Here is a 24,520-nt window from a genome sequence, read left to right as displayed (position 1 = left end):
GGTCCTTACTTGCGCAGGCCGAGGCGCTCGATGATCGAGCGGTATCCCTCGACATTCTTGCGCTTCAGGTAGTCGAGCAGGCTGCGGCGCTGGCTCACCATGTGCAGCAGGCCGCGGCGCGAGTGGAAATCCTTGACGTTGCTCTTGAAGTGGTCCGTGAGTCCGTTGATGCGCTCCGTAAGCAGCGCGATCTGGACTTCGGGCGAGCCCGTGTCGCCCTTGGCGCGCTGGTATTGCTCGACGATGCGCGCCTTGTCAGTGGTGGTTACAGCCATGGGTCATCTCTCCGTTGAAGCTTGCAGTCTTGTCGTCTCGATTGAGCCCGTTATTTTAGCCCGTCGAGGGCCAATAACTCAAGCAAAATCAGGGGAGTCGGCCTTGGGAGTGCCGGCCATGAGGCGGACGGCAAAAAGCCCTCCGGCGCCGTCCCGGCGCCCCACGCCAAGGAAGTCTCCGGCCTCGCGGAAGACCGTGACTTCCCCCTCGGCGCCTGTTTGATTGACCCGCTGGCCGTGGCAGAAGGCCGCTGCACCGGCGGCATCCAGCGAGACCCGCGGCAGGCGCTCGACGAAGCGCTCCGGGGGCATCAGCCGCAGGGATCGTGCGGTGGGGTCCGCCTGTTCCAAGTGCTCCAGGGTCACAGCGTCGGACAGGTGAAGATCACCGACGTGGGTTCGCCGCAGCGCGCATAGATAGGCGCCGAGGCCGAGACGCTTTCCGATGTCTTCGGCCAAAGTTCGGATGTAAGTCCCCTTTGAGCACTTAACCGAAATTGTGACCTTTTCGCCGACGATCTCACCCACTTCGAGGGTGTGGATGGTCACCCTCCGCGGAGCCCTCGGGACCTCCACCCCCTCCCGGGCCAGTTCGTACAAGCGCCTCCCCTCGTAGTGCAAGGCCGAGTACATAGGGGGTATCTGATCCTGCTCACCCACAAAGGAGGCCGTAACTTCGGCGATCCTGTCGGCATCTACGTCGATATCGAGCTTTGGCGAAAGGGAGCCTTCAATGTCACCCGTGGAGCTCGTTTGCCCGAGGACCAGCGTTGCGAGGTAGCCCTTGTCGGCATCGAGGAGGAATCGCGAGAACTTGGTCGCTTCGCCGAAAGCGAGTGGCAGCAGGCCTGTCGCGAATGGATCGAGCGTTCCCGTGTGCCCACCCTTCCGGGAGGCGAGCAGGCGCTTCGTGATGGCCAAGGCCCGGGTGGAAGTGACGCCGGCGGGCTTGTCGAGAAGCAGTATCCCGCTAGGACCCTCGTCCCGCCGCATATCGCCGCGAGCTACCGACTGGTGCTGCTGCGGGACTTGGGCTTGGCCTTCTTGGCCGTCGTCTTCGCGGCCTTCTTGGCCGTCGCCTTCGGCGTCTTGGCGGCCTTGACCGCCTTGACCGTCTGGACCGGCTTGCCTTCGGTCGCGACCGCCTGGTCGATCAGTTGCGAAAGGCGAACGCCCCGCTCGATCGACTCGTCGTAGGAAAAGTGCAGTTCGGGGACGGTCCGGGTGCTCAAACGGTGCGAGAGACCGGATCTGAGGAAACCCGCGGCGCGACTGAGTCCCTCCGCGCAAGCCTCGACCTCTTCAGGCGGGCCCAGCGTGGTGAAGAACACCTTTGCATGCGATTGATCGCGAGAGAGCTCGACGCCGGTGAGCGTCACGAGGCGAACTCGCGGATCACGCACCTCGAGGCGGACCAGCTCCGAGAGCTCGCGCTGGATCTCCGCGGCGATGCGGCTAAGGCGCTGTTCGCCCATCGCTGCAGTGCTTCCTCAGGCGAGCGAACGGGCGACTTCGACGACCTCGAACACTTCCAGCATGTCGCCAACCTGGATGTCGTTGAAGCCCTTGAGCGAAAGACCGCATTCGAACCCGGACTTCACTTCCTTCACGTCATCCTTGAAGCGCTTGAGCGAGTCGAGTTCGCCGCTGTGGACCACCACGCCGCCGCGAACCACGCGCACGGAGGAATTGCGGCGCACCAGACCGTCGGTGACCATGCAACCGGCGACGGAGCCGACCTTCGAGATGCGGAACACGTTCCGGATCTCGACCTGGCCGATGACGCTTTCCTTGCGCTCGGGGGCGAGCATGCCGTTGATCGCGGCCTTCACGTCGTCGACCGCGTCGTAAATGATGTTGTAGTAGCGGATGTCGACGCCCGAGTGCTCGGCAAGCTTGCGTGCCGCAACGTCGGCGCGCGTGTTGAAGCCGATCACCACCGCCTTCGAGGCGAGGGCGAGGTTGATGTCCGATTCGGTGATGCCGCCCACGCCCGTGTGGATGATGCTCACCTTCACCTCGGCGGTGGAGAGCTTCACGAGCGCATGCGCGAGGCCCTCATACGAGCCCTGAACGTCGGCCTTGATGATGAGCGCCAGCGTCTTCGCGCCTTCGGCCAGCTGGTCGAAGACATTCTCGAGCTTGGCCGCCTGTTGCTTGGCGAGCTTCACGTCGCGGAATTTGCCCTGGCGGAACAGCGCGATCTCGCGTGCCTTGCGCTCGTCATTGAGCACCAGCACGTCGTCGCCCGCACGCGGCACGTCCTGCAGACCCTGGATTTCCACCGGGATCGAGGGACCCGCTTCGTTCACGCTCTTGCCGTTCTCGTCGCTCATCGCGCGCACGCGGCCGAACACGGCGCCCGCGAGGACGATGTCGCCCTTGCGCAGGGTGCCGGACTTCACGAGGATCGTCGCCACCGGGCCACGTCCCTTGTCGAGGCGCGATTCGATGACCACGCCCTTCGCAGGCGCGTTACGCGGAGCGCGCAGTTCGAGAACCTCGGCCTGCAGCTGGATCAGCTCCAGCATGCGGTCGATGCCTTGTCCGGTCTTGGCGGAAACGTCGACGAACTGCGTTTCCCCGCCGAATTCTTCGGGCACGACTTCGTGCGCGAGCAACTCCTGCTTGACCCGCTGCGGATTCGCCTCGGGCTTGTCGATCTTGTTCACGGCGACGACGATCGGCACCTTCGCGGCCTTCGCGTGGTTCACCGCCTCCACCGTCTGCGGCATCACGCCATCGTCAGCAGCGACGACGAGCACGACGATGTCGGTGATCTGGCTGCCGCGCGCACGCATCGCCGTGAAGGCTTCGTGGCCCGGCGTGTCGAGGAACGTGATGACGCCGCGCGGCGTCTCGACGTGATATGCGCCGATGTGCTGGGTGATGCCGCCCGCTTCGCCAACCGCGACGCGCGCCTTGCGGATCGCATCGAGGAGCGAGGTCTTGCCGTGGTCGACGTGGCCCATCACCGTGACGACCGGCGGGCGAATCTCCGCGGAAGCATCGTCGGCAGAAGCGGCCGTGAGGAACGCCTCGGGGTCGTCGAGCTTTGCCGGCTTGGCAAGGTGGCCCATTTCCTGGACGACGATCATCGCGGTCTCCTGGTCGAGGACCTGGTTGATCGTGACCATCGTGCCCATCTTCATCATCGTCTTGATAACCTCGGCCGCCTTCACAGACATCTTGTGGGCGAGATCACTCACGGAGATGGTCTCGGGAATCGGCACCTCGAGAATCTTGGGTTCGGCCGGTGCGACGAAGTCCGTCCCACCTTCGTCATCGCGATGACGTGCCCCACGCGGGCCGGCACGCCAACCAGCGCGGCCGCCAGAGGCATCACCACGCGTCTTGATCATGCGGCGGCGCGCCGCGTCATCGACCCAGGAGGTCGCGGGCTTCACCGCCTTCTTGTCGGGCTTGGCCTTCGCCTTGGCCGCCTTGTCGGCGGGCTTGATCACCGGGCGGTGCAGCGTGCCTTCGGCAGCAGCCTTTTCGCCCTCGGCAGACTTCGCTTCGGTGGCGGCAGGCGCCTCGGCCTTGACCTCCACGAGCGTCGGCGCTTCGGCCTCGGTCGCGGGCTCTTCACCCTTCTTGCGGATGACGCGCTTCTTCTTCGGCGCTTCGGCATCGGCCGGCGCGGCCGCGGGAGCGGCGGGTGCTTCGGCCGCGACTTCGTCGGCCTTCTTCTTGCTCGTGACCGCAGCGGCCTTCTTCGTGCGCGACTGCGCATCGGCGGCCTGTCGCGCTGCCAGCTCGGCCTGGCGCTTCGCCTCGGCTTCGCGCTTGCGCGCCTCGTCCTCGTTGATGATGGGTGCGGGCGGGGCGACCGGCTTCACTTCCACCGGCTCGACCGGGGCCTCGACCTTGTCGACCTTCACGAAGGTGCGCTTCTTGCGCACCTCGACCTGGATCGTGCGGGCCTTGCCAGTCGAGTCGGCGCGCTTGATCTCCGTGGTCTGCTTGCGCGTCAGCGTGATCTTCTTCTTCTCGTCCTTCTTGCCGTGCACTTCCTGCAGGTAGTCGAGCAGGCGCGTCTTGTCCTGCTCGGTGATGGCGTCATCGCCGGCTTTCTTCTTTACGCCAGCCGCGGCGAGCTGCTCGAGCAGCAGCTCTACCGGGAGCTTGAGCTCCGTGGCGAATTGGGCGACGTTCGACTTTGCCATCGTGTGATTTTCTCCGGGCGTCCGCCTTAGGCGGAGGCCTGCGATTCCTTGAACCACGGCGCGCGCGCCGTCATGATCAGCTTGCTCGCGCGATCCGCATCCATCCCAGTCATTTCGGTGAGCTCTTCGGTATCGAGGTCAGCCAGGGCGTCCATCGTCGTGATGCCCTTCGCGGCGAGCACGCGGGCGGTTTCGTTGTCCATGCCGTCCATGACCTGGAGGTCCTCGGCGGCGTGTTCGACTTTCTCTTCGCTCTGGATCGCTTCGGTGAGGAGCGCATTGCGCGCGCGACGGCGAAGCTCGTTGACCGTCTCCTCGTCGAACGCGTCGATCTCGAGCATTTCGTTGAGCGGCACGTACGCCACTTCGTCGAGCGACGTGAATCCTTCCTGGACGAGGATCTCCGCGACTTCTTCGTCGACGTCGAGCTTCTCCATGAAGAGTGCGCGCAATCCGGTCGTCTCTTCGACGCTCTTCTGCTCGCGTTGCTCGACGGTCATGATGTTCAGTTGCCAGCCCGTCAGTTCGGAGGCAAGGCGCACATTCTGCCCGCCCTTGCCGATGGCGAGGGCGAGCTGGTCTTCTTCGACGACCACGTCCATCGAGCGGCGCTCCTCGTCCACGACGATGGAGCTCACCTCGGCGGGCGCGAGCGCGTTGATCACGAACTGCGCGGCGTCTGCGGACCAGAGGATGATGTCGACGCGTTCGCCGGCAAGTTCCTGGGTCACGGCCTGCACGCGCGAGCCGCGCATGCCGACACAAGTGCCGACCGGATCGACCCGGGGATCATTGGACTTCACGGCGATCTTGGCGCGCAGGCCTGGATCGCGGGCGGCGGCCCTGATCTCGAGAAGGCCTTCCTCGATCTCCGGAACCTCGAGCTCGAAGAGCTTCACGAGGAACTCCGGCGCCACGCGCGACAGGATGAGTTGCGGGCCGCGGGCCTGCCGATCGATCTTCTGGATGTAGGCGCGGACGCGATCGCTCACGCGCAGGTTTTCCTTCGGGATCAACTGGTCACGGGGCAGCAGCGCTTCGACGCGCCCCGATTCGACGATCAGGTTGCCCCGCTCGGCGCGCTTCACGGTCCCGGTCACCAGGGATTCGCCGCGCTCGAGGAAGTCATTGAGGATCTGCTCGCGTTCCGCGTCGCGGATCTTCTGCAGGATCACCTGCTTGGCAGCCTGCGCCCCGATGCGACCGAATTCCTCGGCCTCGAGGGGCTCTTCGTGCACGTCGCCCACCTTCGCCTCGACATCTTCGGCGAGCGCATCGGTAATGGCGATCTGGTGCGCGGGCTCCTCATGCTCCTCGTCGGGCACGACGGTCCAGCGACGGAAGGCGTTGTAATCACCGCTCTCGCGATCGATTTCGACGCGCACGTCCACTTCGTCCTTGAATCGCTTCTTCGTCGCGGAGGCAAGGGCGAGTTCGAGCGCGAGGAATACGGTGTCTTTCGCGACGTTCTTTTCGCGCGACAGCGCCTCGACCAGCAACAGGATGTCCCGACTCATGATTTTTAGGTTCTCTCCAAATCCTTAAATTTCCGGGACGAGCCTCGCACGATCGATGTCCTCGATCGCGAGCGTCACCGGACTGCCCTCGACTTCCAGAATCACGCTGCTGCCTTCGACGCGGATCACGCGCCCCTCGAAACGGCGCCGCCCATCCTGGGGCAGCTTCAGCCGCACAGTGGCTTCTCGTCCCGTGAATCGCTCGAAGTCCGCCAGACGCTTCAGCGGCCGGTCCAGACCGGGCGACGAAACTTCGAGACGCTCGTATTCAATTCCTTCCACTGCGAAAGCGCGCGTGAGGTAGTTGCTCACGCTCGCGCAGTCCTCGACCGTAATGCCCGCCGGCCGGTCGATGAAAACTCTCATCAAGCCGCTGCGGGAAGCTTCGAGGTCGACGAGCTCGTAACCAAGGCCCGTCAGGCCCTCGGACAGCCAAGTTTCGAGGTCGCGAATCGCCTTCACAAACAAAAAATGGGCCGAGGCCCATCTCATCTTTTGAAACCGAAAGATTCTATCACGAACGAGGCCCCTCCGCCCCCCCTTTGGCGCTCCGGACCCACTGCACCGCCTTGGGTTGCGGGCCGTTTCCGGCCCGGTCGGACCCCGGCACACACCGTTTAATACACGTTGTATTTATGTAACAGAAATGGGGCGTTCCAGCCCCGTTCTAGTGCCCAGCTGCAACGGAGCGAATCCTGCTGTCTCCCACTGTTGCAATTGCGCAACAATGGGCAAAAAATTGTTGGATAATTCACAGCCAGTAGCTATCATCCGACGCGTGTCAACGCCTTGTAAGGTATATCGCACACAAGGCTCACTCTCTAAGCAAGTTCATGTATTTCAATAGGTTTTTTTGCTTTTCACCTGGGGGAAATTACAACGATGAATCCGAGATTTAGGTCTTTCGCCAAGAAGCCCTGCGTCTTGGCCACGGAAATCGCCATTGCATTGATGGCAGCCCCGCTGGCCTTCGCGCAGCAACCCACCCAAGCCTCGACGAAAGTCGAGAAGATCGAAGTCACCGGCTCGCGCATCCAGGCGCCCGAGCTCGAAGGTGCCAGCCCGGTCGCGGTCATCCGCGCCGAGGACATCAAGCTCGAAGGCGTGCGCAACGTCGAGAGCCTGCTCAACAACCTTCCGCAGGTCATGGCCGAGTACGGCAGCAGCGATTCGAACGGTGCCACGGGTACGGCAACGGTCAACCTGCGCAACCTCGGTTCGACCCGCACCCTGGTCCTCGTGAACGGTCGCCGTCTGCCCCCGGGCAGCCCGATCGGCAGCTGGGCCGCGGACTTGAACCAGATTCCCGCCGCACTGATCCGCCGCATCGACGTCCTCACGGGCGGTGCCTCGGCTGTGTACGGTTCGGACGCCGTTGCTGGCGTCGTGAACTTCATCATGCAGGACAACTTCGAGGGTGTTCAGGGCGAGGTGAACTACTCGTTCTACAACCACCAGCAGAACAACCCGAAGGGCATCGCCGATCTCGTCCAGGGTCGCGCGAACACCAACCCGGCCCAGTTCAAGGTCCCGGGCGACATCAAGACCGACGGCGAAGTCATCGACGTGAACCTGATCCTCGGCGGCAACTTCGCCAACGGCAAGGGCAACGCGACGGTGTTCTTCGGCTACACCGACACGAAGGCCGTGCTGCAGTCCGAGCGCGACTTCAGCGCGTGCTCGCTGAACCCGTCGGGCTCGAACTTCGTCTGCGGCGGCTCGGGTACGAGCTACCCCGGCCAGTTCCTGCTGAACGGCGGCACGGGCCCGGCCCGTACCGTGGCGAACGCGCAAGGTGGCGTCCGTCCGTTCGTGGCTGCGACCGACCAGTACAACTTCGGTCCGCTCAACTACTACCAGCGTCCCTCGCAGCGCTACTCGTTCGACGCGTCCGCACACTATGACGTGACGCCCTCGGCGCGCATCTACTCCGAGTTTGCCTTCCACGACAACCACACGGTCGCGCAGATCGCCCCCTCGGGTCTGTTCGGCGTACTGGTCAGCGTGACGGGCGCGAACCCGCTGCTGTCGGCCGACTGGCGTTCCGCCATGGGCCTCACCAGCGCGACCTCGACGCATGACGTCGTGATCCTGCGTCGCAACACCGAAGGCGGCGGCCGCCAGGCCGACCTCCGCAACACGTCGTATCGCGGCGTGTTGGGCATCAAGGGCGACGTGGCCCAGTATTGGAACTACGACGTGTACGGCACCCTCGGCCGCGTCGTGTACCAGCAGGTCTACCGCAACGAGTTCTCGATCTCGCGCAGCCAGCGCGCCCTCGACGTCGTGGCCGATCCGGCCACGGGCGCCGCGGTCTGCCGCTCGGTACTCGATGGTTCGGATCCGAACTGCCGCCCGTACAACCTCTGGACCCTCGGTGGCGTGACGCAAGACGCGCTCAACTACGTCCAGATCCCGGGCATGCAGACGGGCTTCACCTCGACCGCCGTGATGGGCGCCACGATCGGTGCCGACCTCGGCGACTACGGCATCAAGATGCCGGGCGCGCGTAGCGGCGTCGGCGTGTCGTTCGGCTTCGAGCGTCGCGTGGACGAGCTGGTCCGTGAAGTCGATACGGCCTTCTCCACCGGCGACCTCGCCGGCCAGGGCGGCTCGACGGGCGGTGTTGCGGGCCAAGTGGCCGTGAAGGATTACTTCATGGAAGCCCGCCTGCCGATCCTGGAGCGCGTGGACTTTGCGCATCTCCTGAGCGTCAGCGGCAGCTACCGTCGTTCGGACTACAGCACGAACCAGAAGACCGACTCGTATGGTCTGGGCATCGAATGGGCGCCGGTCAAGGAAGCGCGCCTGCGCGGTAGCTACCAGCAGGCCGTGCGCGCCGCGAACGTGTTCGAACTGTTCACGCCGCAGACGCCGGGCCTGTACAACAACGACGCGGATCCGTGCGCAGGCGCGACCCCGACGGCGACCCTGGCCCAGTGCGCACGCACCGGTGTCACGGCTGCCCAGTACGGCCGCATCCTCGACAGCTTCGCGGGCCAGTACAACGCCCTGTTCGGCGGCAACCCCAACCTGAAGCCGGAAGAGTCGAAGAGCTACACCGCTGGTATCGTCTTCGAGCCGATGCCGAACCTGAGCGCCTCGGTCGACTACTACCAGATCAAGGTGGAAGACGTCATCGGCAACGTTCCCCCGCCGACGATCCTCGACCAGTGCTTGCAAACCGGCTCCGCAGCCTTCTGCTCCCTGATCACGCGCGACTCGGCCGGTACCCTCTGGCTCCTGCCGCAAGCGCAGATCGTCGCGACGAACATCAACATCGCGAAGTGGAAGACGTCGGGCGTGGACATCGGCGTGAACTGGACGCACAAGTTCGGCGACATGGGCAGCCTGAACCTGAACTTCCTCGGGACGTACCTGAAGGAGTTCAAGCAGGAGCAGCTGCCGGGCCTCGGCGAGTACGATTGCGCCGGCCTGTTCGGCACGACGTGCGGCGTCACGCTGGGCGTTCTCCCGGACTGGAAGCACAAGTTCCGTGCGACCTGGGCGATGCCGTGGAACGTGGATGCCGCGATCACGTGGCGCTACATCTCGGAAGTCAAGAACGAGGCCTCGAGCAGCAACCCGCTGCTGTCGGCCGCGTACCCCGAGGTGGACAAGCAGATCGACGAGCGTAGCTACTTCGATATCGCCGCAACCTGGCGTATCAACAAGAACTACACGTTCACGGGTGGCATCAACAACGTGTTCGACAAGGATCCGCCGATCGTTTCGTCGATCGCCGCGGGTGCTCCGTTCGGAAACGGCAACACCTACCCGAACGTGTACGACACGCTTGGCCGCAAGATCTTCCTGACCTTCACGGCGAAGTTCTAACAGCCGCAGGCAGGGCACCAACGAAAACGGCGAGCTTCGGCTCGCCGTTTTTTTTCGCCCGCTGCGCGGAGGCTATCCGCCCTGCGCGAACGGCGAAGCACCCTCCCCGAATTCCTGCACGCCGTGCGTGATGACGCTCACCAAGTCACGCTCCGCAGCCGTCAGGAAGGAATTCCACACATCGAAGATCAGGATGATTCGCGGCACATCGCTGTCGTTCCACGCCTCGTGCTCGAACGTGTCGTCGAAAACCCAGGCCTTGCCCTCTCGCCATTCGCGCTTCTCTGCACCGACGCGAAAGCCGCATCCGGCCGGCACGACCAGCGGAAGGTGAACGATGAAACGCGTGTTGGTGACGCCTGTATGCGGAGGGATGCGCGTCTTGGGGGCAAGCACCGAGAAGAAGGCAGTGGGCGCATGCATCGGCACATCGCAAAGCGGCGCGACCTTGAGCAGTGCCGCCGTGCGCGGGCAGCGGGCAAGGTGCTCATCGACGGGCTTCCCGTTCTTGAGCAGGAAATAGGAGCTCCACCGGCGCGAATCGTTGAGCTCGCCCCACTGGTCAAGGGGCGCCCCGACGGGCTTGGAGATATACGGCTGGAAGTCCTGGCTGGCCTGTGAGAACGCGGCCTGGGCCTCCGCACGAATTTCCGGCGTGGCCGCCTCGAAGGCATCGAGCCAGGGATACTCGGCGCAGTCCGGGAATTCGATCGCCGGGAGCCGCGGGAACTGCATGAACGTGGGAGCGGGCATGTACAGACCGCGACGCCCCATCAGGGTCTCGTAGCAGGCCTCCACGCGCTCCATGCGCTCTCCGGGATGCCGAGCCTTCGCTTCCTTCAGGCGTCCCTCGAGGAACGCCTCCGTGGCCTTCAGGTGACCTTCCACGGCTTGCCGGGCGTGCGCGACGGCCGCCTGGAGAGCCGGCGGGTGCCCGTCGCCCGGAGGCAGGCAGAACAGGAACGCCTGGTACAGGAAGGCCGCCTGCTTGGTCTTGCCCTGGCGCTCGAACAGCCGCGCCTTCTGCAAGAGGGCCGGGTAGAAGCGAGGGTCTGCAACCAGGGCCCTTTCAAGGGCAGCGGCCTCGCCCGCGTCATCCCGCAGGTCGCGATTGGCAAGGGCGAGATTCAGCCACAGCGTGGCGCTTCCGGAGTCAGCGGCAACGGCCTTTTCGAGAAGCGGGCGCGCCGCCGCAGGCTCGCCGCGAATCAGCTCGCGCATACCTGCTGCGTTGAGCACGCCCGGGTGTCCCGGCGCGAGCTCCTGCACCTGCGCCATCGCGCGATCGCCGGCCCGACGGTCACCCGACCGATCGGCGCGATCCACCTGTTCCATCAACTCTCGAATCCTTGCGTCTGTTGCTGCGGCCGACATGCTGCGATCTCCCGGTTCGGAACGGCAGCGATTGTACCCGTGCGTTACATCGACTTGCGCGCGCAGCGCGGCAAGGTAGGATTTTCGCCTCGACGCAACGCAGTCCTCAGGAGGTAACCATGGATCGCCGCAACGTGATGGTGTTCTCGTCCCTGATGTTCCTGGCCGCCGCGGCATTCGCGCAGGACGCCCTCCAGGCCGTCAAGTCGAAACAGCTCGACCAGCTCCAGGTCGCGCCGGGCTTGAGTGCCTACAAGAAGGTGCTCATCGATCCGTCGAAGGCCGAAGTCCATCCGGGCTGGATGCGCAGCATGAACGACGGGTTGGGCGGGCCCAAGGTCAAGCGCGCCGATGTCGATCGGATCGCGAAGGAATCGGCCAAGGGTCTCGACATGTTCGTCGCGCCCGCCTTCAAGGCAAATGGCTATGAAATCGTGACTGCGCCTGGCCCCGGCGTCATGCGCATCGCTGCAAGCGCGAACGAGATCTACGTCAACGCGCCCGACACGAACCAGCCGGGCGTGATGTCCGCGACCGAAGACGCGGGCACGGCGCGCATGCGCCTGGTTGCCACCGATTCGGTCTCGGGCAAGCCCCTCGCCCGCACCGAGCACAAGCTCACCGCGAGCGGCGCGACCGGGAGCCCGACCCGGGCGACCAACGTGAGCAACCGGTTCTGGTTCGGCAACGCATTCGAGCGCTGGGCCGTCAACGTCGCCAAGGAATTGCAGGCCGCGACGCCGCCCGCGCCCAAGTCGTAACGGCGTTCGCCATCCGATAAAATGGCGGGGTCACCCCCCGCCATGCAGACCTACCTCGACCTCCTCGCGCACGTCCTCGAGCGCGGCACCCGCAAGTCCGATCGCACCGGCACGGGCACCCTTTCGGTGTTCGGCCACCAGATGCGCTTCGACCTGCGGGAGCATTTCCCGCTGCTCACGACGAAGAAAATCCACCTGAAGAGCGTGGTGCACGAGCTCCTGTGGTTTCTCCAGGGGAGCACGAACGTGGAATACCTGCGCGCCAACGGCGTCACCATCTGGGATGAGTGGGCCGATGCACGCGGCGAGCTCGGACCAGTGTATGGGTACCAGTGGCGATCGTGGCCTGCGCCCGATGGCGCGCACATCGACCAGATCTCGCAGGTGCTCCAGCAGATCCAGTCGAATCCCGATTCGCGCAGGCTGATCGTCTCGGCGTGGAATGTCGCCGACATTCCGAAGATGGCGCTTGCGCCCTGCCACGCATTCTTCCAGTTCTACGTGAACGACGGCAGGCTCTCCTGCCAGATGTACCAGCGCAGCGCCGACATCTTCCTGGGCGTGCCCTTCAACATCGCGTCGTATGCCCTGCTCACGCTGATGATGGCGCAGGTTACGGGCCTCAGGCCTGGCGAGTTCGTGCACACGCTGGGCGATGCGCACCTCTATCTCAATCACGTCGATCAAGCGCGGGAACAACTCGCGCGCAGCCCGCGGACGCTGCCGACGATGAAGCTCAATCCGGCGGTGAAGGATCTCTTTGCGTTCCGCTACGAGGACTTCACGCTGGAGGGTTACGAGCCTCACGCGGCGATCCGCGCGCCGATCGCCGTCTGATGGCGGCCACGCGCTCGATGATCGTCGCCATGGCGCGCAACCGCGTCATCGGCAATGGCAACGGCATGCCGTGGCACCTGCCCGCCGACCTTGCGCACTTCAAGCGCCTCACGATGGGTCACCCCATCATCATGGGCCGGCGGACCTACGAGGCGATCGGCAAGGCGCTGCCCGGTCGCCGCAATATCGTCGTGACCCGCACGCCCGGCCTCAACGCGCCTGGGTGCGAAGTGGTGGATTCACTGGCTGCCGCGTGGCGCATGGCCGGTGACTCCGGCGAGGTGTTCCTGATCGGCGGCGGACAACTCTATGAAGCCGCGCTGGGCGAGGTGGATCGGATCTACCTGACCGAGATCGACGCCACGATCGAAGGCGACACGTATTTCCCTCCGCTCGTCACTGGCGAATGGCGCGAAACCGAACTGTCCCGTCAGGCGCCCGACGAGCGCCACGACAAGGCGATGCGCTGGGTCCAGCTCGATCGCATCACTTCGAGCGATCGCGCCCGCCGTCCTGGCGCACAGTAACCTTGCTGGCCACGATGCCCCGGTCATCGACCATGACCGAGAAGTCCGCGAGGTAGCCCCAGCTATCGCGAAAGCGATAGTCCCAGGCGTCCTGCTTCAGGTTGTCGAAACGCACGATTCGCCAGGGCGGCCCGATCATCCTTCGGACCTCTTCGGCAGTGGTTCCGGCGCGGATCTGCTGGAACTGGTCATCCGTGAGCACCTGCTCGACCTGGGTGACGCGGCCATCCTTCATCGAAACCATGTACGTCTGCGTACCCTGCGGGCCCTGCGGATACGCGAGGCGCCGCGTGCCGTCCCGGAGGGTGTTCTCCTCTGCGGGCGGGCCCATCGTCTGGCGAACGTCGGCTTCGGTCGAAACGCCGGGTTTGAGGCTCCCGGCCGAGGCACAACCGAGCAACGCGAGGAAAGCAACGGAGGCAAGGGACTTCATGGCAGTTCCTTCGCAGCGGCACCGGTGGCCACTCTATACGTCTCCGACCGCAGTGGCCGGCGGGCGTTCTGCCCGAACGGGAGCCCCAACGACAAGGCCCGATCGCGAGCGATCGGGCCTTGAAGGGTTTTGGTGGGCTGTGAAGGATTCGAACCTTCGACCTACGGATTAAGAGTCCGCTGCTCTACCAACTGAGCTAACAGCCCGAAATGGGCACTGATTGGGGGGTGATCCTGGTAGGGCGTACTGGATTCGAACCAGTGACCAACGGATTAAAAGTCCGCTGCTCTACCAGCTGAGCTAACGCCCCGCGGGAAAACCGAAATTATATCGTCCGGCACTATTTCGGGTCAAACAAACCGGAGGACGGCGGTGGAATCGGGCCTTGCTACCATCCCGACAATGAACGACCACGTCGCTGCGGTCCAGCGCCTTCGCAAGACGCTGGCCGGCAATTCCCGGGATGGCATCGCCTGGCACAACCTGGCGGCCGCCGAAGGGGACCTGGGACACGCCCCCGAAGCCGAATCCGCTGCCAGGCGTGCGATCGCGCTGGGCATCCAGGCCCCGGAAACCCATTTGGTCCTTGCCCGCGCCCTCCAGGTGCAGCGCCGCTTCGACGAAGCCGACCGCGCCTTCGAGAAGGCCATTCGCCTGCGTCCGGGCTACGTGGATGCTCACCGCGACCTCGCGCAACTCGCGTGGATGCGTACGGCCGATGCGACGACGGCACTGCGGCGCGTGGATGGAGAACTGCGAAGGGACCCGCGGCAGCCGGGCCTGCACCTCGTGCGCTCCATCGTCCTCGAGTTCGCCAACGACAACGCGTCCGCGCTAGAGGCCGCCCAGGCGGGGCTGGTCATCGCAGCAACCGACGTCGACCTGCTTCGCCAAGCCGCGCACCTCAGTGCGAATGTCGGCGAGCCCGAACGCGCACTTGCGCTGGCCCATCGCGCGCTTGCCGTGGCACCCGCAGCGCCGGACGTGCGGCTATCGGTGTGCGAAGCGCTCCTCGCCTGTGGCCGCCACGCCGAAGCAACGCCGCTCCTGGAGGCCCTACGCGCGCAGGATCCCGAGAACCAGCACATCCTTGCAATCCTCGCGCTCGCGTGGCGTCTTGCCGGCGATCCGCGCTATCGCGAACTCTTCGACTATGGCTCGCTCGTCGAAGCTCGCTACCTCGACGCCGCCGCGCGCACGCCGGACTTCCTCGCGCGCGTCGTAAGTGGTTTGCAGGGCATGCATCAGTACGAGGCGCATCCGCTGCAACAGTCCGTGCGTGGCGGAAGCCAGGTCACGCTCGAGGAAGCAGATCGCGACAACGCACCCCTTGCAGGCCTGTTCGAATCCATCGAACGCGCTGCCAGCACGTACCTCGCAAGAATCGGACGTGGAAACGATCCGATGCGATCGAGAAATACCGGGCAATTCGCCATCAGCGGGGCGTGGAGCGTGCGGCTGCGCTCCGGTGGCTACCACGCGGACCACGTGCACCAGAAGGGATGGCTGTCAGCCGTGTGCTATCTGTCGGTGCCGCCGCGAATCGGTGCCGGCGCGCAGGAGAACGACCGCGCAGGATGGTTGCGGTTGGGCAAGCCCGGCATCGCCACGCGTCCGCCCTTGCCTGCGGAGCGCCACGTGAAGCCCGAACCCGGACTGGTGGTCCTCTTTCCCGCCTACATGTGGCACGGCGTGGAACCGTTCGAGGATGATGCGCCGCGACTTTCGGTCGCGATGGACATCGTGCCCGTTTGAGCGGCCTCAGCCCTCGCGAGTGATGCGCCAGTACTGCCACTTCATCGTGGCCGCACTTCCCGCGACGATCGCGACGAACGCGAGGATCGAACCAAGGGCGAGTGTCGAGAATCCACTCAGGCCCTGCCCGATCGTGCAGCCCAGCGCGGTAACGCCACCAAAGCCCATGAGGATGCCGCCGATGATGTGCATCGCGGTGTCCTCGGCGTTCGCAAATCCCTCCCACCGGAAGGTCTTTGTCGCTAGCGCGTAGGCCGCCGACCCCGCGATGATGCCGACGGTTGCCGCGATGCCGAAGGTGACGGTCAGCGACTTGTCGCTCCAGAGCATCAGCAGCTCGAGCACGTAGCCCACCGGAGCCGTGAAGGACAGTGATTCGATGGTGCGGCTGTTGGTGCCGAAGTAGGTGTCCTCGAGCGTCGCCGGATTCTCGGCGTGCCCGACATGTCCCGTGAGATACCAACCGCCGACGACAACCAAGCCGACCACGATGCCGCCGAGAAGGTGATCGAAGCTCCCGCGGAAATCGCGATCCTTCAGCACGAAAGCGAGCAGCGCCGCGGCAACCACGAGCGCCACCACGAGCTGCGTCGCGTTCGCGCTCGCGCCCGTCCACGCGGAGATCAGTGTCGGCACATCCTGTCCCGATAGCTTGAATGCCGCGAGGTCTGTGGCCACGGGATCGATCCAGCGAGTGCGCCAGATCGCGAACAGGCCCTTCAACGTCATGTACGCGGCGATCCCCAGAAACACGAACACGACCAGCGACTTGAGGCTTCCGCCGCCGACGCGAACGAGCGTCTTGCTGCCGCACCCGGAACCCAGCGTCATGCCGACGCCAAAGAGAAACCCGCCCAGGATGTACGCGAGCCATGTGACGTTGGGACGCGTGTAGAAGGACTTCGACAGATCGATCTGCCCGGTCAGGTCGAGGATGTTCGTGCCGATGATCGCCACCGCGATCGCCAGCAGCCACATGCGCATGCGGCCCCAGTGGCCCATGTTCACGATGTCCGAGACGGCACCCATCGTGCAGAAGTTCGTGCGGTTGGCCACGGCGCCGAAGATGAACGCGAGCGCGAAGCCGCCGGCGGCCACGATGACCGGAAGTTGCGAGACGTCGCCCATGTCAGCTCACTCCGGGCTGGTAGCGCGTGGGATCGGCGATCCCCGATGCCGCGAAGCCCTCGCGACGGAATCGGCAGGAGTCGCATTCTCCGCAGGCCCGGCCTTCTCCATCGGCGTTGTAGCACGATACCGTTTGCGCGAAATCGACGCCGAGCGCGTGGCCGCGCTGCACGATCTCGCCCTTGGTCATGCGCACGATCGGCGAGCGGATCTCGATGGGCGCGCCCTCGACGGCGCGGCGCGTCGCGAGGTTAGCCAGCGCGGCGAACGCGTCGAAGAACTCGGGCCGGCAATCCGGGTATCCGGAGTAATCGACGGCATTGGCGCCGGTGAATATCGCGTCTGCCGAAACCACTTCGGCGAATGCGAGCGCCAGCGAAAGGAAGATGGTGTTGCGCGCGGGCACGTAGGTGATGGGGATTCCCGCAGAGGGCGCGCGGGGCACGTCGATCGACTTGTCGGTGAGCGCGGAGCCACCGAATACCCCGAGGTCGAGATGGACCACGCGATGCTCGAACGCACCGCCTGCCTTGGCGACGCGCGCCGCCGCTTCAATCTCAACCCGATGGCGCTGCCCGTAGTCGAGCGTGAGCGCGTGGCAACGCCAACCTTCCGCGCGCGCGATGGCAAGAACGGTCGCGGAATCGAGCCCGCCCGAGAGCAGGACGATGGCGGACTTCAGGAGGCTCCCCTAGCGCTTCTGCGACCCGAGTCGCGTGCGGGCCTTGCCTGCCGCCTCGGAGCCCGGGAACCGCGCAATGATGTCCTCGAGCGTGTTGCGCGCGCTGCCGTTGTCGCCCTGCTCGGATTGCAGCGACGCAATCGCCAGCAGCGCGTCGGGTGCCTTGGGCGATTGGGGATGGCGGGCGATCAGCTTTTCCTGCGTCGCGAGCGCGTTCTTGTAGTCCTTGAGATTCGCGTAGGCGATGCCGATCCAGTACTCCGCATTGGGCACGAGCGCGCTTTGCGGATAGTCCTTCACGAACGCACGAAACGCATCGATCGCGGAGGCAAAGTCATTGCGGCGAAAAAGGCCGGATGCGGCGTCGTAGGCCTTGATCTCGCGGGCCTGGTCTTCCTTGGATGGCGCGGCTGCGGATGCGGATGCCGTCACGGGTGTCGTCGGCGTTCCCGCGGCAGGCGAAGCGGGCGAGGATGTACCGCCGGGAGTCGCGGGCACGCCCTCGAGGCGTTTCATGCGCGAATCGAGGTCGAGGTAGAAATCGCGCTGGCGCTTCTGGAGCTGCTCGTTCTGGTTCGTGAGCACCTCGATGCTGCCGCGCAGGCGCGCGATCTCGGCGTTCAGGCCGTCGATCTGCCGAAGCAGCTCCACCACGCCGATACTGCGAATGCTCTCCTCGAGCTTCGCGATGCGCGCTTCGTTGTCCTTGCCCTGCTGGAGGAGCTCCTGGCGCAGGTCGGCGATGCGCTTGCGCGCCTCATCGTCGTCGAACAGGCCGGCGTGCGCGTGAAGCGCGGCGGCCGCCGCGAAGGCGGCCGCGCCGGCGAAAAGCCTATTCACCCGCGTACTTGATGTCGGCGCGGCGATTCTGCGACCAGGCGGGCTCGTCATGCCCCGGCGACATCGGCTTCTCTTCGCCGTAGCTCACCGTCTCGATGCGAGCTTCGCCCACGCCCAGGACCGTCATCACCTTCTTGACGGACTCGGCACGGCGCTGGCCCAGCGCGATGTTGTACTCGCGGCTGCCGCGCTCGTCGCAATTGCCCTCGATGCGGATCTTCGAATCACGCTTGTCGGCCATGTATTTCGAGTGCGCCTGGACCATGCCGCGGTACTCATCCTTGACCGCATTCGAGTCGAACTCGAAGAACACGCTGCGCTTCGAAAGAATGTTCGACGGATCGCGAAGCGGGTTGCCGGCGATGTTCGGGTTGGTGGCCGGCGTCGTCGTCCCGCTCGTGTTCGGCGTCGTCGTCGGTGCCACGGCGGTCGAACGATCCGCGACCGGTGTATCGGTCTTGGTGTCCTTGCTCGCGCAGGCGGTCAGCAGCCCAGCGAGGGCGATTGAGAGTGCAATTTTCATCATGGCGGACTCCTTGAAATGTTGATTGTTTCCGGACACGCGATCCACGGGGTCTATGCCCCGCTCAGTTGGTTGGCAGCGGTCCCCACGCCGGGTCGCGGACATCACCGGCGGAGGATGTAAGTCTTTGCTTGACCCGCCCGTCGCTCGATACCGCGGCCAGTTGACCTCGGCCACCCGCCTGAGCCTCGTACAGGATCATCTTACCGTTCGGAGCAAAACTCGGGGAATCGTCAAGGGTGCCCTCGGTCAGCGCCGTCACCTGGCCCGTCGCGAGCTCCAGCAGCGCTATGCGGAAGCGACCGTTCTCGCGCTGCACGAAGGCGATCGCCTTGCCGTCGGGGCTGTAGCGCGGTCCCACGTTGTACGTGCCCTCGAAAGTCAGGCGCTGGGCCGCTCCGCCGGAGGCCGGCATGCGATAGACCTGCGGCGTGCCACCGCGATCCGAGGTGAATGCGATCCACTGGCCATCGGGCGAGAACGCGGGCTGCGTGTCGATTGCGTTGGTCTCCGTGAGGCGCTGCGCCTCGCCGCCATTCGCGGAGATGCGATAGACCTGGGTAATGTCGTCCTTCGAGAGCGCGACGGCGAGGTGCTTGCCGTCGGGCGACCACGCAGGCGCGCTGTTGTTGCCGCGGAAATTGGCAACGATCTTCGTCGTACCCTGCGCCAGGTTCTGCACGACCACGATCGGCTTCTTCTGGTCGAACGAGACATAGGCGAGGCGGCTGCCGTCGGGCGACCACGTCGGCGACAGGATGGGTTCGTTCGAGGCGAGCACCGACTGGGGATTGAAGCCATCCGCGTCCGAGACCTGGAGCTCGAAGCGCGTGCCCCGCTTCACCACGTAGGTGATCTTGGTGGAGAACACACCTTTGTCGCCCGTGAGCCGCTCGTAGATGACATCGGCGATGCGGTGCGCGGTGGCCCGCAGCTGAGCGGGCGGGACGACGTACGAGTAGCTCGCGAGCTGGGCCTGCTTCTGCACGTCGAAGAGGCGGAAACGCACCTCGACGCGCCCGTCGGGCAGGTTGTCGATCTTGCCGATGACCAGGGCTTCGGCCGTCCGGGTCTGCCAATCGACGAAATTGACCTCCGAGGGCTCGGTCGGCAACGGGCTGACGCCCACCGCATTCACGAGGCGGAACAGTCCCGTGCGCGCGAGATCCGCGCCCACGACTTCGCTCACCGACTGGGGCTGGGACGTCTCGCCCGCCAGGGGAAGGATGGCGACAGGGATTTGCCGGCCCCCCGTCGTCGTGATGTCGATGGTGAGCTGGGCTCGGGCTGATAGGGCCAACAAGAGGGCCCCGAAGCAAAGCAGGTAGCGCGTCATCTTTTTCGTATCCCAGCTGGCCTTTGTGGCCTAGCGCTCGTGACGGAGGTTGAGGTTAAGGTCCCTGAATTGGGCGAAAAGTTCCGAATCCGCCGGCGGTACCGGCAAGGGTTGGGCGCTGCGGATGGCCCGTTCGATGGCCGCATCGTAGATCTTGTTGCCGCTCGAACGGGTCACTGTCACGTCAAGCACATCCCCACCGGGCAGGATCTTGATCCGAACCTGCAGCTCAGTGCCCGTCGGGACCGTGTCCGGGACGTTCGCCTTGCTGCGGATTCTAGCCCTGATCTTATCGCTCCATAAGTTCATCTCGGCCTGCTTGGCACTCAGCGCCTGCTCGCGTGCCTTCTCGGCCTCGCGCTTCGCCTTGTCCTCATCCTGGCGGCGCTTCTCGTCCTCGCGCTTCTTCTTCGCATCGTCCTGCTTCTGCTTCTCGGCCTTGTCGCGCTTTTCCTTCTCGACCTTCTCCTTTTCGCGCCTTTCCTTCTCGAGCTTTTCGCGCTTCTCGCGCTCCTTTTTCTCGGCGATGGCCGCGTCCGGTTTCGGCGGATCGGGCTTCACCTCGGGCTTGGGGGGATCGGACTTCGGCGGATCGGGCGGCGGTGGATCGGGTTTGGGCGGATCGGGTTTGACCGGGTCGGCCGCCTTCGCCGGCGGAAGCTTGTCCCAGAGCTCCGCTTGCAGGGGCGCCGCGGGCCGGTTCTGCCAGGTCACGCCGAAGACGATGAGCGCGAAGAAGGCGGCGTGGACGATGACCGCGAGGATGATCGCGCGGATGCGGCCTGGTTGCTTCCGCTTCTCGAGCGCGGGGGGCGTCTCTTTCACGCGCGTCACGGGGTCGCCGGACGCGCCAGCAGGCCAACGCGCTGGACCTGGCTTCGTTGCAGCAGGTCGAGGACCTTGAGGATTTCCTCGTAGCGGGCGTTCTTGTCGCCGGCAATCACCACTGCCTGGCCCGGACTTTCCTTCTGGGTCTGGCGAATGAAGGCCGCGAGGTCTGCTTGCCGGACGAGGCGTTCGTCGGGCCCCTTGGCACGATCGACCACCGCGAGCTCGCCCCCGGCGCGTACGCGAACCTCGATGGGTGCGACCGCGGGGTCGAGCTTCTGGCCCACCTGCGGCAGGTCGATCTGGCCGGGATTGATGAGCGGCGCGGCGACCATGAAGATGATCAGCAGCACCAGCATCACGTCGATGTACGGCACCACGTTGATCTCGGCCATCGCGCGGCGGCGTCGCATTGTTCGATGGGCCCCTAGCGTTCCGGCTGGTGGGCCTGGCGCTGGAGGATGTTGGAGAGCTCTTCCATGAAGCTCTCATAGCGTCCGGCGAGGCGATCGATGTCGTGCGTGAAGCGGTTGTACGCGATGACCGCGGGAATCGCCGCGAACAGGCCGATCGCCGTGGCGATCAACGCTTCCGCTATGCCGGGCGCCACTTGCGCGAGCGTCGCTTGCGCGACGTTCGACAACGCCCGGAACGAATTCATGATCCCCCAGACCGTGCCCAGCAAACCGATGTACGGACTGACCGAGCCCACGGTCGCGAGGAAATTCAGGTGCGACTCCAGGAGGTCCATCTCGCGCTGGTAGGTCGCCTTCATCGCGCGGCGCGTTCCCTCGAGCAACGCAGTGACATCCACGCCGGACCGCCCCTTGAGCTTGAGAAACTCCTTGAAACCCGACTCGAAGATGCGCTCCATCCCGGAGCTCACGTGGCGCCCGTTCGCGGCCCGCTGGTAGAGCCCCACGAGGTCCGAACCGCTCCAGAACTCGCGCTCGAAGTCGTCGGCCTGGCGGCGGGCCCGGCGGATCGCGAACAGCTTCATGAAGATGTAGGTCCACGACAGCATCGAGGCGAGGACCAGCGTGCCCATCACCACCTTCACGACGATGCTCGCGTTGAGGATCATCGAGACGATGGTCAAATCGTGGCTCACGAGCATGCCGGGCTCCGGTTCAAATCGATGCCTCCAGTTTTCTCTTCAACGGCTCGGGAATCTCAACGGGTTTGAGGCCCTCGGCCGAAACGCACGCGACCGTCACCTTGGCCTTCACGAGGATCTCGTCCTCGCGCCTGACCTGTTGCTCGAAAACGCAGCGCACCTTGCTGAACGACTCGAGCTTCACGCTCACGTCCACCGCGTCGTCGAGCCGCGCGGGCTTGAGGAAATCGACCGTCATCGAGGTGACCACCAGCGCCACGCGGTGGTCCCGGGCCAGGGCCTGGTGGCCGAAACCCAGGTGACGCAACCATTCGGTGCGCGCCCGCTCGAGGAACTTGAAATACTCGCCGTGGTAGACAACGCCACCCGTGTCCGTGTTCTCGTAATAAACGCGGACCGGGAACGTATAGGTGAAGAGATCCGTCTGCAGTGCCGGACGGGTGGCGATGCGGCTCATGGGAACAGGTCGCCTTCGCGCGTTGGCATCCCGGCGATACCGAAGTGCCGGTACGCAAGCGCGGTGGCCAGGCGGCCGCGCGGCGTGCGCTGCAGGTATCCCTGCTGGATGAGGAAGGGCTCGAGCACATCTTCGATGGTATCGCGCTCCTCGCCGATGGCCGCGGCGAGATTCTCCACGCCCACCGGCCCGCCGCCGAACTTCTCGATCACGGCGAGCAGGAGCTTGCGGTCCATCACGTCGAGGCCGATCGCGTCGACGTCGAGCATCTTGAGGGCGAGGTCGGCGACTGCGTCCGTCACCTCGCCCTGGGCCTTCACCTCGGCGAAGTCGCGCACGCGGCGCAGGAGCCGGTTGGCGATTCGCGGCGTTCCCCGGGAGCGCCGCGCGATCTCCTTCGCCCCGCCCGCATCGATGTGGACATCGAGCAGCCCCGCCGACCGGGTGACGATCCGCGTGAGCTCGTCGGGCGTGTAGAACTCGAGGCGCGCGACGATGCCGAAGCGATCGCGCAGCGGGTTCGTGAGCATGCCGGCCCGCGTTGTCGCGCCGACCAGCGTGAACGGGGGCAGGTCGAGCTTCACGGAACGCGCCCCGGGACCTTCGCCGATCATGATGTCGAGCTGGAAATCCTCGAGTGCCGGATACAGGATTTCCTCGACGACCGGATTGAGCCGGTGAATCTCGTCGATGAAGAGCACGTCATTCGGTTCGAGATTCGAGAGGATGGCGGCGAGGTCGCCCTGGCGTTCGAGCACCGGCCCCGAAGTCTGGCGAAGGTTCACGCCCATCTCCCGCGCGATGATGTGGGCGAGCGTGGTCTTGCCCAGCCCCGGCGGGCCGAAGAGCAGCGTGTGATCGAGCGATTCCTTGCGATTGCGCGCCGCCGTGATGAAGATCTCGAGCTGCTCGCGGATCTTCACCTGGCCGACATACTCGGTGAGCTGCCGCGGACGAAGTGCGCGTTCCTCGCCGTCTTCCTTGGGCGAAGTCGTGGCACCGGAAATCAGGCGGTCGGCTTCGATCACGTTTTGGCCAGATGCTTGAGCGCTTGGCGAATCGCATCGGCGATCGCCAGGTCGGGCGGCAACTGCTTCACGGCTGCCGCCGCTTCGCGTTCATTGTACCCAAGGCCCATGAGCGCATTGAGCACGTCGTCCGCCTGGGGCGAGCTCGATTTCGCGAGCGCCACGGAGGCCGGCAGCTTGTCGCGCAGCTCGAGGATCAGCCGCTCCGCCGTCTTCCGCCCCACGCCGGGGACCTTGGTGAGGCGTCCGGCGTCTTCGCTCGCCACGGCCGCGGCGAGGTCGTCCACGGAAAGTCCCGACAGGACCGACAGGGCCACCTTCGGCCCGACACCGTTCACCTTGAGAAGCTGGCGAAACGCGAGACGCTCGTTGTTGGTGAGGAAACCGAAGAGCAAATGGGCGTCTTCGCGCACGACGAGGTGCGTGAGCAACTCGACCGGCTCGCCCGTGCGCGGCAGGTTGTAGAACGTGCTCATCGGCACATCGATCTCGTAGCCGACACCACCGGCGACGACCATGACCTGGGGCGGATGCTTCTCGGTGAGGATCCCCAAGATCTTGCCGATCACGAGAGCCTCCCGCGCTTGACGCGGCGCCCGCGCGTGACGATCGCGCCCATGCCCAGGCCGCCGTGGGCGTGGCAGATCGCGCAGGCCAATGCATCCGATGCATCGGGGCCCGGTGCCACCGGAAGCTTCAGCAATCGCTTCACCATCTCCTGCACCTGCTCCTTGCGCGCGTGGCCGTTGCCGACCACCGCTTGCTTGATCTGCATGGCGGTGTACTCCGCCACGGGCAGCTTCGCAAGGACTGCCGCGGAGATGGCCGCACCGCGCGCCTGTCCGAGCAGCAGCGTGGACTTCGGGTTCACGTTCACGAACACTTCCTCGACCGCGACTTCGCCGGGGTGGAAACCGTCGATCACTTCGGCGAGGCCCGCGAGCAGCGCCGCGAGCCGAAGCGGGAGCGTGCTGGCCTCGCGCGAACGGATGCGCCCGCTCGCGATGTACGCGAGATGCGAGCCATCTTTTTCGATCAGTCCATAGCCTGTCACCGCGAGACCCGGGTCGATGCCGAGGATGCGGATGACTGCCAC

At 65.1% G+C, this 24,520-nt stretch carries 25 protein-coding genes and 2 tRNA genes; 5 read left to right on the top strand and 22 right to left on the bottom strand.

From position 1 onward, the window contains the following. Positions 1–5: 5 nt before the first annotated feature. The 6 genes from rpsO to rimP form a co-directional block, all read right to left on the bottom strand. Positions 6–275 (bottom strand): 30S ribosomal protein S15, encoded by a 270-nt coding sequence (gene rpsO / locus DSM104440_RS06545; protein ID WP_171161233.1) that lies wholly within the window; start codon positions 273–275, stop codon positions 6–8. 78 nt (positions 276–353) lie between these two features. Then, positions 354–1,196: a tRNA pseudouridine(55) synthase TruB gene (gene truB / locus DSM104440_RS06540; RefSeq protein WP_246212106.1), complete on the bottom strand. Its 843-nt coding sequence runs from the start codon at positions 1,194–1,196 to the stop codon at positions 354–356. 83 nt (positions 1,197–1,279) lie between these two features. Further along, positions 1,280–1,750, bottom strand: coding sequence for a 30S ribosome-binding factor RbfA (rbfA, locus tag DSM104440_RS06535; protein ID WP_171161231.1), 471 nt, complete (start codon positions 1,748–1,750; stop codon positions 1,280–1,282). A 15-nt stretch (positions 1,751–1,765) separates the two neighbouring features. Further along, positions 1,766–4,444: a translation initiation factor IF-2 gene (gene infB / locus DSM104440_RS06530; protein ID WP_171161230.1), complete on the bottom strand. Its 2,679-nt coding sequence runs from the start codon at positions 4,442–4,444 to the stop codon at positions 1,766–1,768. A gap of 26 nt (positions 4,445–4,470) precedes the next feature. After that, positions 4,471–5,961 carry a transcription termination factor NusA gene (gene nusA, locus DSM104440_RS06525; RefSeq protein WP_171161229.1) on the bottom strand — a complete coding sequence of 497 codons (1,491 nt, stop codon included), beginning with the start codon at positions 5,959–5,961 and terminating at the stop codon, positions 4,471–4,473. A 24-nt stretch (positions 5,962–5,985) separates the two neighbouring features. Beyond that, positions 5,986–6,453: a ribosome maturation factor RimP gene (rimP, locus tag DSM104440_RS06520; protein WP_171161228.1), complete on the bottom strand. Its 468-nt coding sequence runs from the start codon at positions 6,451–6,453 to the stop codon at positions 5,986–5,988. Positions 6,454–6,885: 432 nt separating this feature from the next. Here rimP and DSM104440_RS06515 point away from each other — a divergent pair, with 432 nt between their 5' ends. Further along, complete coding sequence (locus tag DSM104440_RS06515) at positions 6,886–9,798, top strand: TonB-dependent receptor domain-containing protein (protein ID WP_212758242.1); 2,913 nt, start codon at positions 6,886–6,888, stop codon at positions 9,796–9,798. A gap of 72 nt (positions 9,799–9,870) precedes the next feature. Here DSM104440_RS06515 and DSM104440_RS06510 read toward each other — a convergent pair whose 3' ends face one another. Then, positions 9,871–11,172: an aspartyl/asparaginyl beta-hydroxylase domain-containing protein gene (locus DSM104440_RS06510; RefSeq protein ID WP_171161227.1), complete on the bottom strand. Its 1,302-nt coding sequence runs from the start codon at positions 11,170–11,172 to the stop codon at positions 9,871–9,873. Between the two features lie 119 nt (positions 11,173–11,291). Between DSM104440_RS06510 and DSM104440_RS06505 the strand changes: the two genes are divergently transcribed. Genes DSM104440_RS06505 through DSM104440_RS06495 form a run of 3 tightly spaced genes read left to right on the top strand, consistent with a single transcriptional unit; the run spans position 11,292 to position 13,297 of the window. Next, positions 11,292–11,933: a hypothetical protein gene (locus tag DSM104440_RS06505; protein WP_171161226.1), complete on the top strand. Its 642-nt coding sequence runs from the start codon at positions 11,292–11,294 to the stop codon at positions 11,931–11,933. 42 nt (positions 11,934–11,975) lie between these two features. Beyond that, positions 11,976–12,770 (top strand): thymidylate synthase, encoded by a 795-nt coding sequence (locus DSM104440_RS06500; protein ID WP_171161225.1) that lies wholly within the window; start codon positions 11,976–11,978, stop codon positions 12,768–12,770. Continuing rightward, positions 12,770–13,297, top strand: coding sequence for a dihydrofolate reductase (locus DSM104440_RS06495; protein ID WP_171161224.1), 528 nt, complete (start codon positions 12,770–12,772; stop codon positions 13,295–13,297). Before DSM104440_RS06500 ends, DSM104440_RS06495 begins: the two co-directional genes overlap by 1 nt. Here the strand turns inward: DSM104440_RS06495 and DSM104440_RS06490 are convergent. The 3 genes from DSM104440_RS06490 to DSM104440_RS06480 form a co-directional block, all read right to left on the bottom strand. Beyond that, positions 13,257–13,730: an outer membrane protein assembly factor BamE gene (locus DSM104440_RS06490; protein ID WP_171161223.1), complete on the bottom strand. Its 474-nt coding sequence runs from the start codon at positions 13,728–13,730 to the stop codon at positions 13,257–13,259. The two genes, DSM104440_RS06495 and DSM104440_RS06490, sit on opposite strands and share 41 nt — an antisense overlap. A gap of 130 nt (positions 13,731–13,860) precedes the next feature. After that, positions 13,861–13,936 (bottom strand) — tRNA-Lys (locus tag DSM104440_RS06485). A 28-nt stretch (positions 13,937–13,964) separates the two neighbouring features. After that, a tRNA-Lys gene (locus DSM104440_RS06480) sits at positions 13,965–14,040 on the bottom strand. 92 nt (positions 14,041–14,132) lie between these two features. On the opposite strand from DSM104440_RS06480, the gene DSM104440_RS06475 reads away from it, so the two are divergent. Then, positions 14,133–15,485, top strand: a complete 1,353-nt coding sequence (locus DSM104440_RS06475; RefSeq protein WP_171161222.1) for a 2OG-Fe(II) oxygenase family protein — start codon at positions 14,133–14,135, stop codon at positions 15,483–15,485. Between the two features lie 6 nt (positions 15,486–15,491). On the opposite strand, the gene DSM104440_RS06470 is transcribed toward DSM104440_RS06475, so the two are convergent. The 12 genes from DSM104440_RS06470 to ruvC form a co-directional block, all read right to left on the bottom strand. Next, positions 15,492–16,613 carry a YeeE/YedE family protein gene (locus DSM104440_RS06470; protein ID WP_171161221.1) on the bottom strand — a complete coding sequence of 374 codons (1,122 nt, stop codon included), beginning with the start codon at positions 16,611–16,613 and terminating at the stop codon, positions 15,492–15,494. 1 nt (position 16,614) lies between these two features. Continuing rightward, positions 16,615–17,295, bottom strand: coding sequence for a 7-cyano-7-deazaguanine synthase QueC (gene queC, locus DSM104440_RS06465; protein WP_171165750.1), 681 nt, complete (start codon positions 17,293–17,295; stop codon positions 16,615–16,617). 9 nt (positions 17,296–17,304) lie between these two features. After that, on the bottom strand, positions 17,305–18,135 hold the full coding sequence (gene ybgF, locus DSM104440_RS06460; protein ID WP_171161220.1) for a tol-pal system protein YbgF: 831 nt from the start codon (positions 18,133–18,135) through the stop codon (positions 17,305–17,307). Continuing rightward, positions 18,128–18,661, bottom strand: a complete 534-nt coding sequence (pal, locus tag DSM104440_RS06455; protein ID WP_171161219.1) for a peptidoglycan-associated lipoprotein Pal — start codon at positions 18,659–18,661, stop codon at positions 18,128–18,130. Before pal ends, ybgF begins: the two co-directional genes overlap by 8 nt. 61 nt (positions 18,662–18,722) lie before the next feature. Beyond that, a complete protein-coding gene (gene tolB, locus DSM104440_RS06450; protein WP_171161218.1) occupies positions 18,723–19,994 on the bottom strand; it encodes a Tol-Pal system beta propeller repeat protein TolB in 1,272 nt (423 codons plus the stop codon). A 30-nt stretch (positions 19,995–20,024) separates the two neighbouring features. Then, positions 20,025–20,828, bottom strand: a complete 804-nt coding sequence (locus tag DSM104440_RS06445) for an energy transducer TonB (protein WP_171161217.1) — start codon at positions 20,826–20,828, stop codon at positions 20,025–20,027. After that, positions 20,825–21,235, bottom strand: coding sequence for a protein TolR (gene tolR / locus DSM104440_RS06440; protein ID WP_171161216.1), 411 nt, complete (start codon positions 21,233–21,235; stop codon positions 20,825–20,827). Before tolR ends, DSM104440_RS06445 begins: the two co-directional genes overlap by 4 nt. A 14-nt stretch (positions 21,236–21,249) precedes the next feature. Then, positions 21,250–21,939 (bottom strand): protein TolQ, encoded by a 690-nt coding sequence (gene tolQ / locus DSM104440_RS06435; protein WP_171161215.1) that lies wholly within the window; start codon positions 21,937–21,939, stop codon positions 21,250–21,252. 13 nt (positions 21,940–21,952) lie between these two features. Then, complete coding sequence (gene ybgC / locus DSM104440_RS06430; protein ID WP_171161214.1) at positions 21,953–22,396, bottom strand: tol-pal system-associated acyl-CoA thioesterase; 444 nt, start codon at positions 22,394–22,396, stop codon at positions 21,953–21,955. Beyond that, complete coding sequence (gene ruvB / locus DSM104440_RS06425; protein ID WP_171161213.1) at positions 22,393–23,424, bottom strand: Holliday junction branch migration DNA helicase RuvB; 1,032 nt, start codon at positions 23,422–23,424, stop codon at positions 22,393–22,395. Before ruvB ends, ybgC begins: the two co-directional genes overlap by 4 nt. Next, positions 23,421–23,993, bottom strand: a complete 573-nt coding sequence (ruvA, locus tag DSM104440_RS06420) for a Holliday junction branch migration protein RuvA (protein WP_171161212.1) — start codon at positions 23,991–23,993, stop codon at positions 23,421–23,423. Before ruvA ends, ruvB begins: the two co-directional genes overlap by 4 nt. Then, positions 23,990–24,520 carry a crossover junction endodeoxyribonuclease RuvC gene (gene ruvC / locus DSM104440_RS06415; protein ID WP_246212105.1) on the bottom strand — a complete coding sequence of 177 codons (531 nt, stop codon included), beginning with the start codon at positions 24,518–24,520 and terminating at the stop codon, positions 23,990–23,992. The genes ruvA and ruvC overlap by 4 nt, the downstream gene beginning before the upstream one ends.

It is taken from the genome of Usitatibacter palustris (assembly GCF_013003985.1).
Classification (GTDB): Bacteria; Pseudomonadota; Gammaproteobacteria; order Burkholderiales; family Usitatibacteraceae; genus Usitatibacter; species Usitatibacter palustris.
This window is presented reverse-complemented; position numbering and strand designations above follow the sequence as displayed.

What these genes read in the sequence shown, in the direction of transcription:
- DSM104440_RS06500 (WP_171161225.1), top strand. Translation starts at nt 11,976, where the DNA reads ATGCAGACCTACCTCGACCTCCTCGCGCACGTCCTCGAGCGCGGCACC.
- rpsO (WP_171161233.1), bottom strand. Translation starts at nt 275, where the DNA reads ATGGCTGTAACCACCACTGACAAGGCGCGCATCGTCGAGCAATACCAG.
- infB (WP_171161230.1), bottom strand. Translation starts at nt 4,444, where the DNA reads ATGGCAAAGTCGAACGTCGCCCAATTCGCCACGGAGCTCAAGCTCCCG.
- DSM104440_RS06470 (WP_171161221.1), bottom strand. Translation starts at nt 16,613, where the DNA reads ATGGGCGACGTCTCGCAACTTCCGGTCATCGTGGCCGCCGGCGGCTTC.
- pal (WP_171161219.1), bottom strand. Translation starts at nt 18,661, where the DNA reads ATGATGAAAATTGCACTCTCAATCGCCCTCGCTGGGCTGCTGACCGCC.
- rbfA (WP_171161231.1), bottom strand. Translation starts at nt 1,750, where the DNA reads ATGGGCGAACAGCGCCTTAGCCGCATCGCCGCGGAGATCCAGCGCGAG.
- DSM104440_RS06490 (WP_171161223.1), bottom strand. Translation starts at nt 13,730, where the DNA reads ATGAAGTCCCTTGCCTCCGTTGCTTTCCTCGCGTTGCTCGGTTGTGCC.
- DSM104440_RS06505 (WP_171161226.1), top strand. Translation starts at nt 11,292, where the DNA reads ATGGATCGCCGCAACGTGATGGTGTTCTCGTCCCTGATGTTCCTGGCC.
- tolB (WP_171161218.1), bottom strand. Translation starts at nt 19,994, where the DNA reads ATGACGCGCTACCTGCTTTGCTTCGGGGCCCTCTTGTTGGCCCTATCA.
- DSM104440_RS06495 (WP_171161224.1), top strand. Translation starts at nt 12,770, where the DNA reads ATGGCGGCCACGCGCTCGATGATCGTCGCCATGGCGCGCAACCGCGTC.
- ybgC (WP_171161214.1), bottom strand. Translation starts at nt 22,396, where the DNA reads ATGAGCCGCATCGCCACCCGTCCGGCACTGCAGACGGATCTCTTCACC.
- rimP (WP_171161228.1), bottom strand. Translation starts at nt 6,453, where the DNA reads ATGAGATGGGCCTCGGCCCATTTTTTGTTTGTGAAGGCGATTCGCGAC.
- nusA (WP_171161229.1), bottom strand. Translation starts at nt 5,961, where the DNA reads ATGAGTCGGGACATCCTGTTGCTGGTCGAGGCGCTGTCGCGCGAAAAG.
- DSM104440_RS06475 (WP_171161222.1), top strand. Translation starts at nt 14,133, where the DNA reads ATGAACGACCACGTCGCTGCGGTCCAGCGCCTTCGCAAGACGCTGGCC.
- tolR (WP_171161216.1), bottom strand. Translation starts at nt 21,235, where the DNA reads ATGCGACGCCGCCGCGCGATGGCCGAGATCAACGTGGTGCCGTACATC.
- DSM104440_RS06510 (WP_171161227.1), bottom strand. Translation starts at nt 11,172, where the DNA reads ATGTCGGCCGCAGCAACAGACGCAAGGATTCGAGAGTTGATGGAACAG.
- tolQ (WP_171161215.1), bottom strand. Translation starts at nt 21,939, where the DNA reads ATGCTCGTGAGCCACGATTTGACCATCGTCTCGATGATCCTCAACGCG.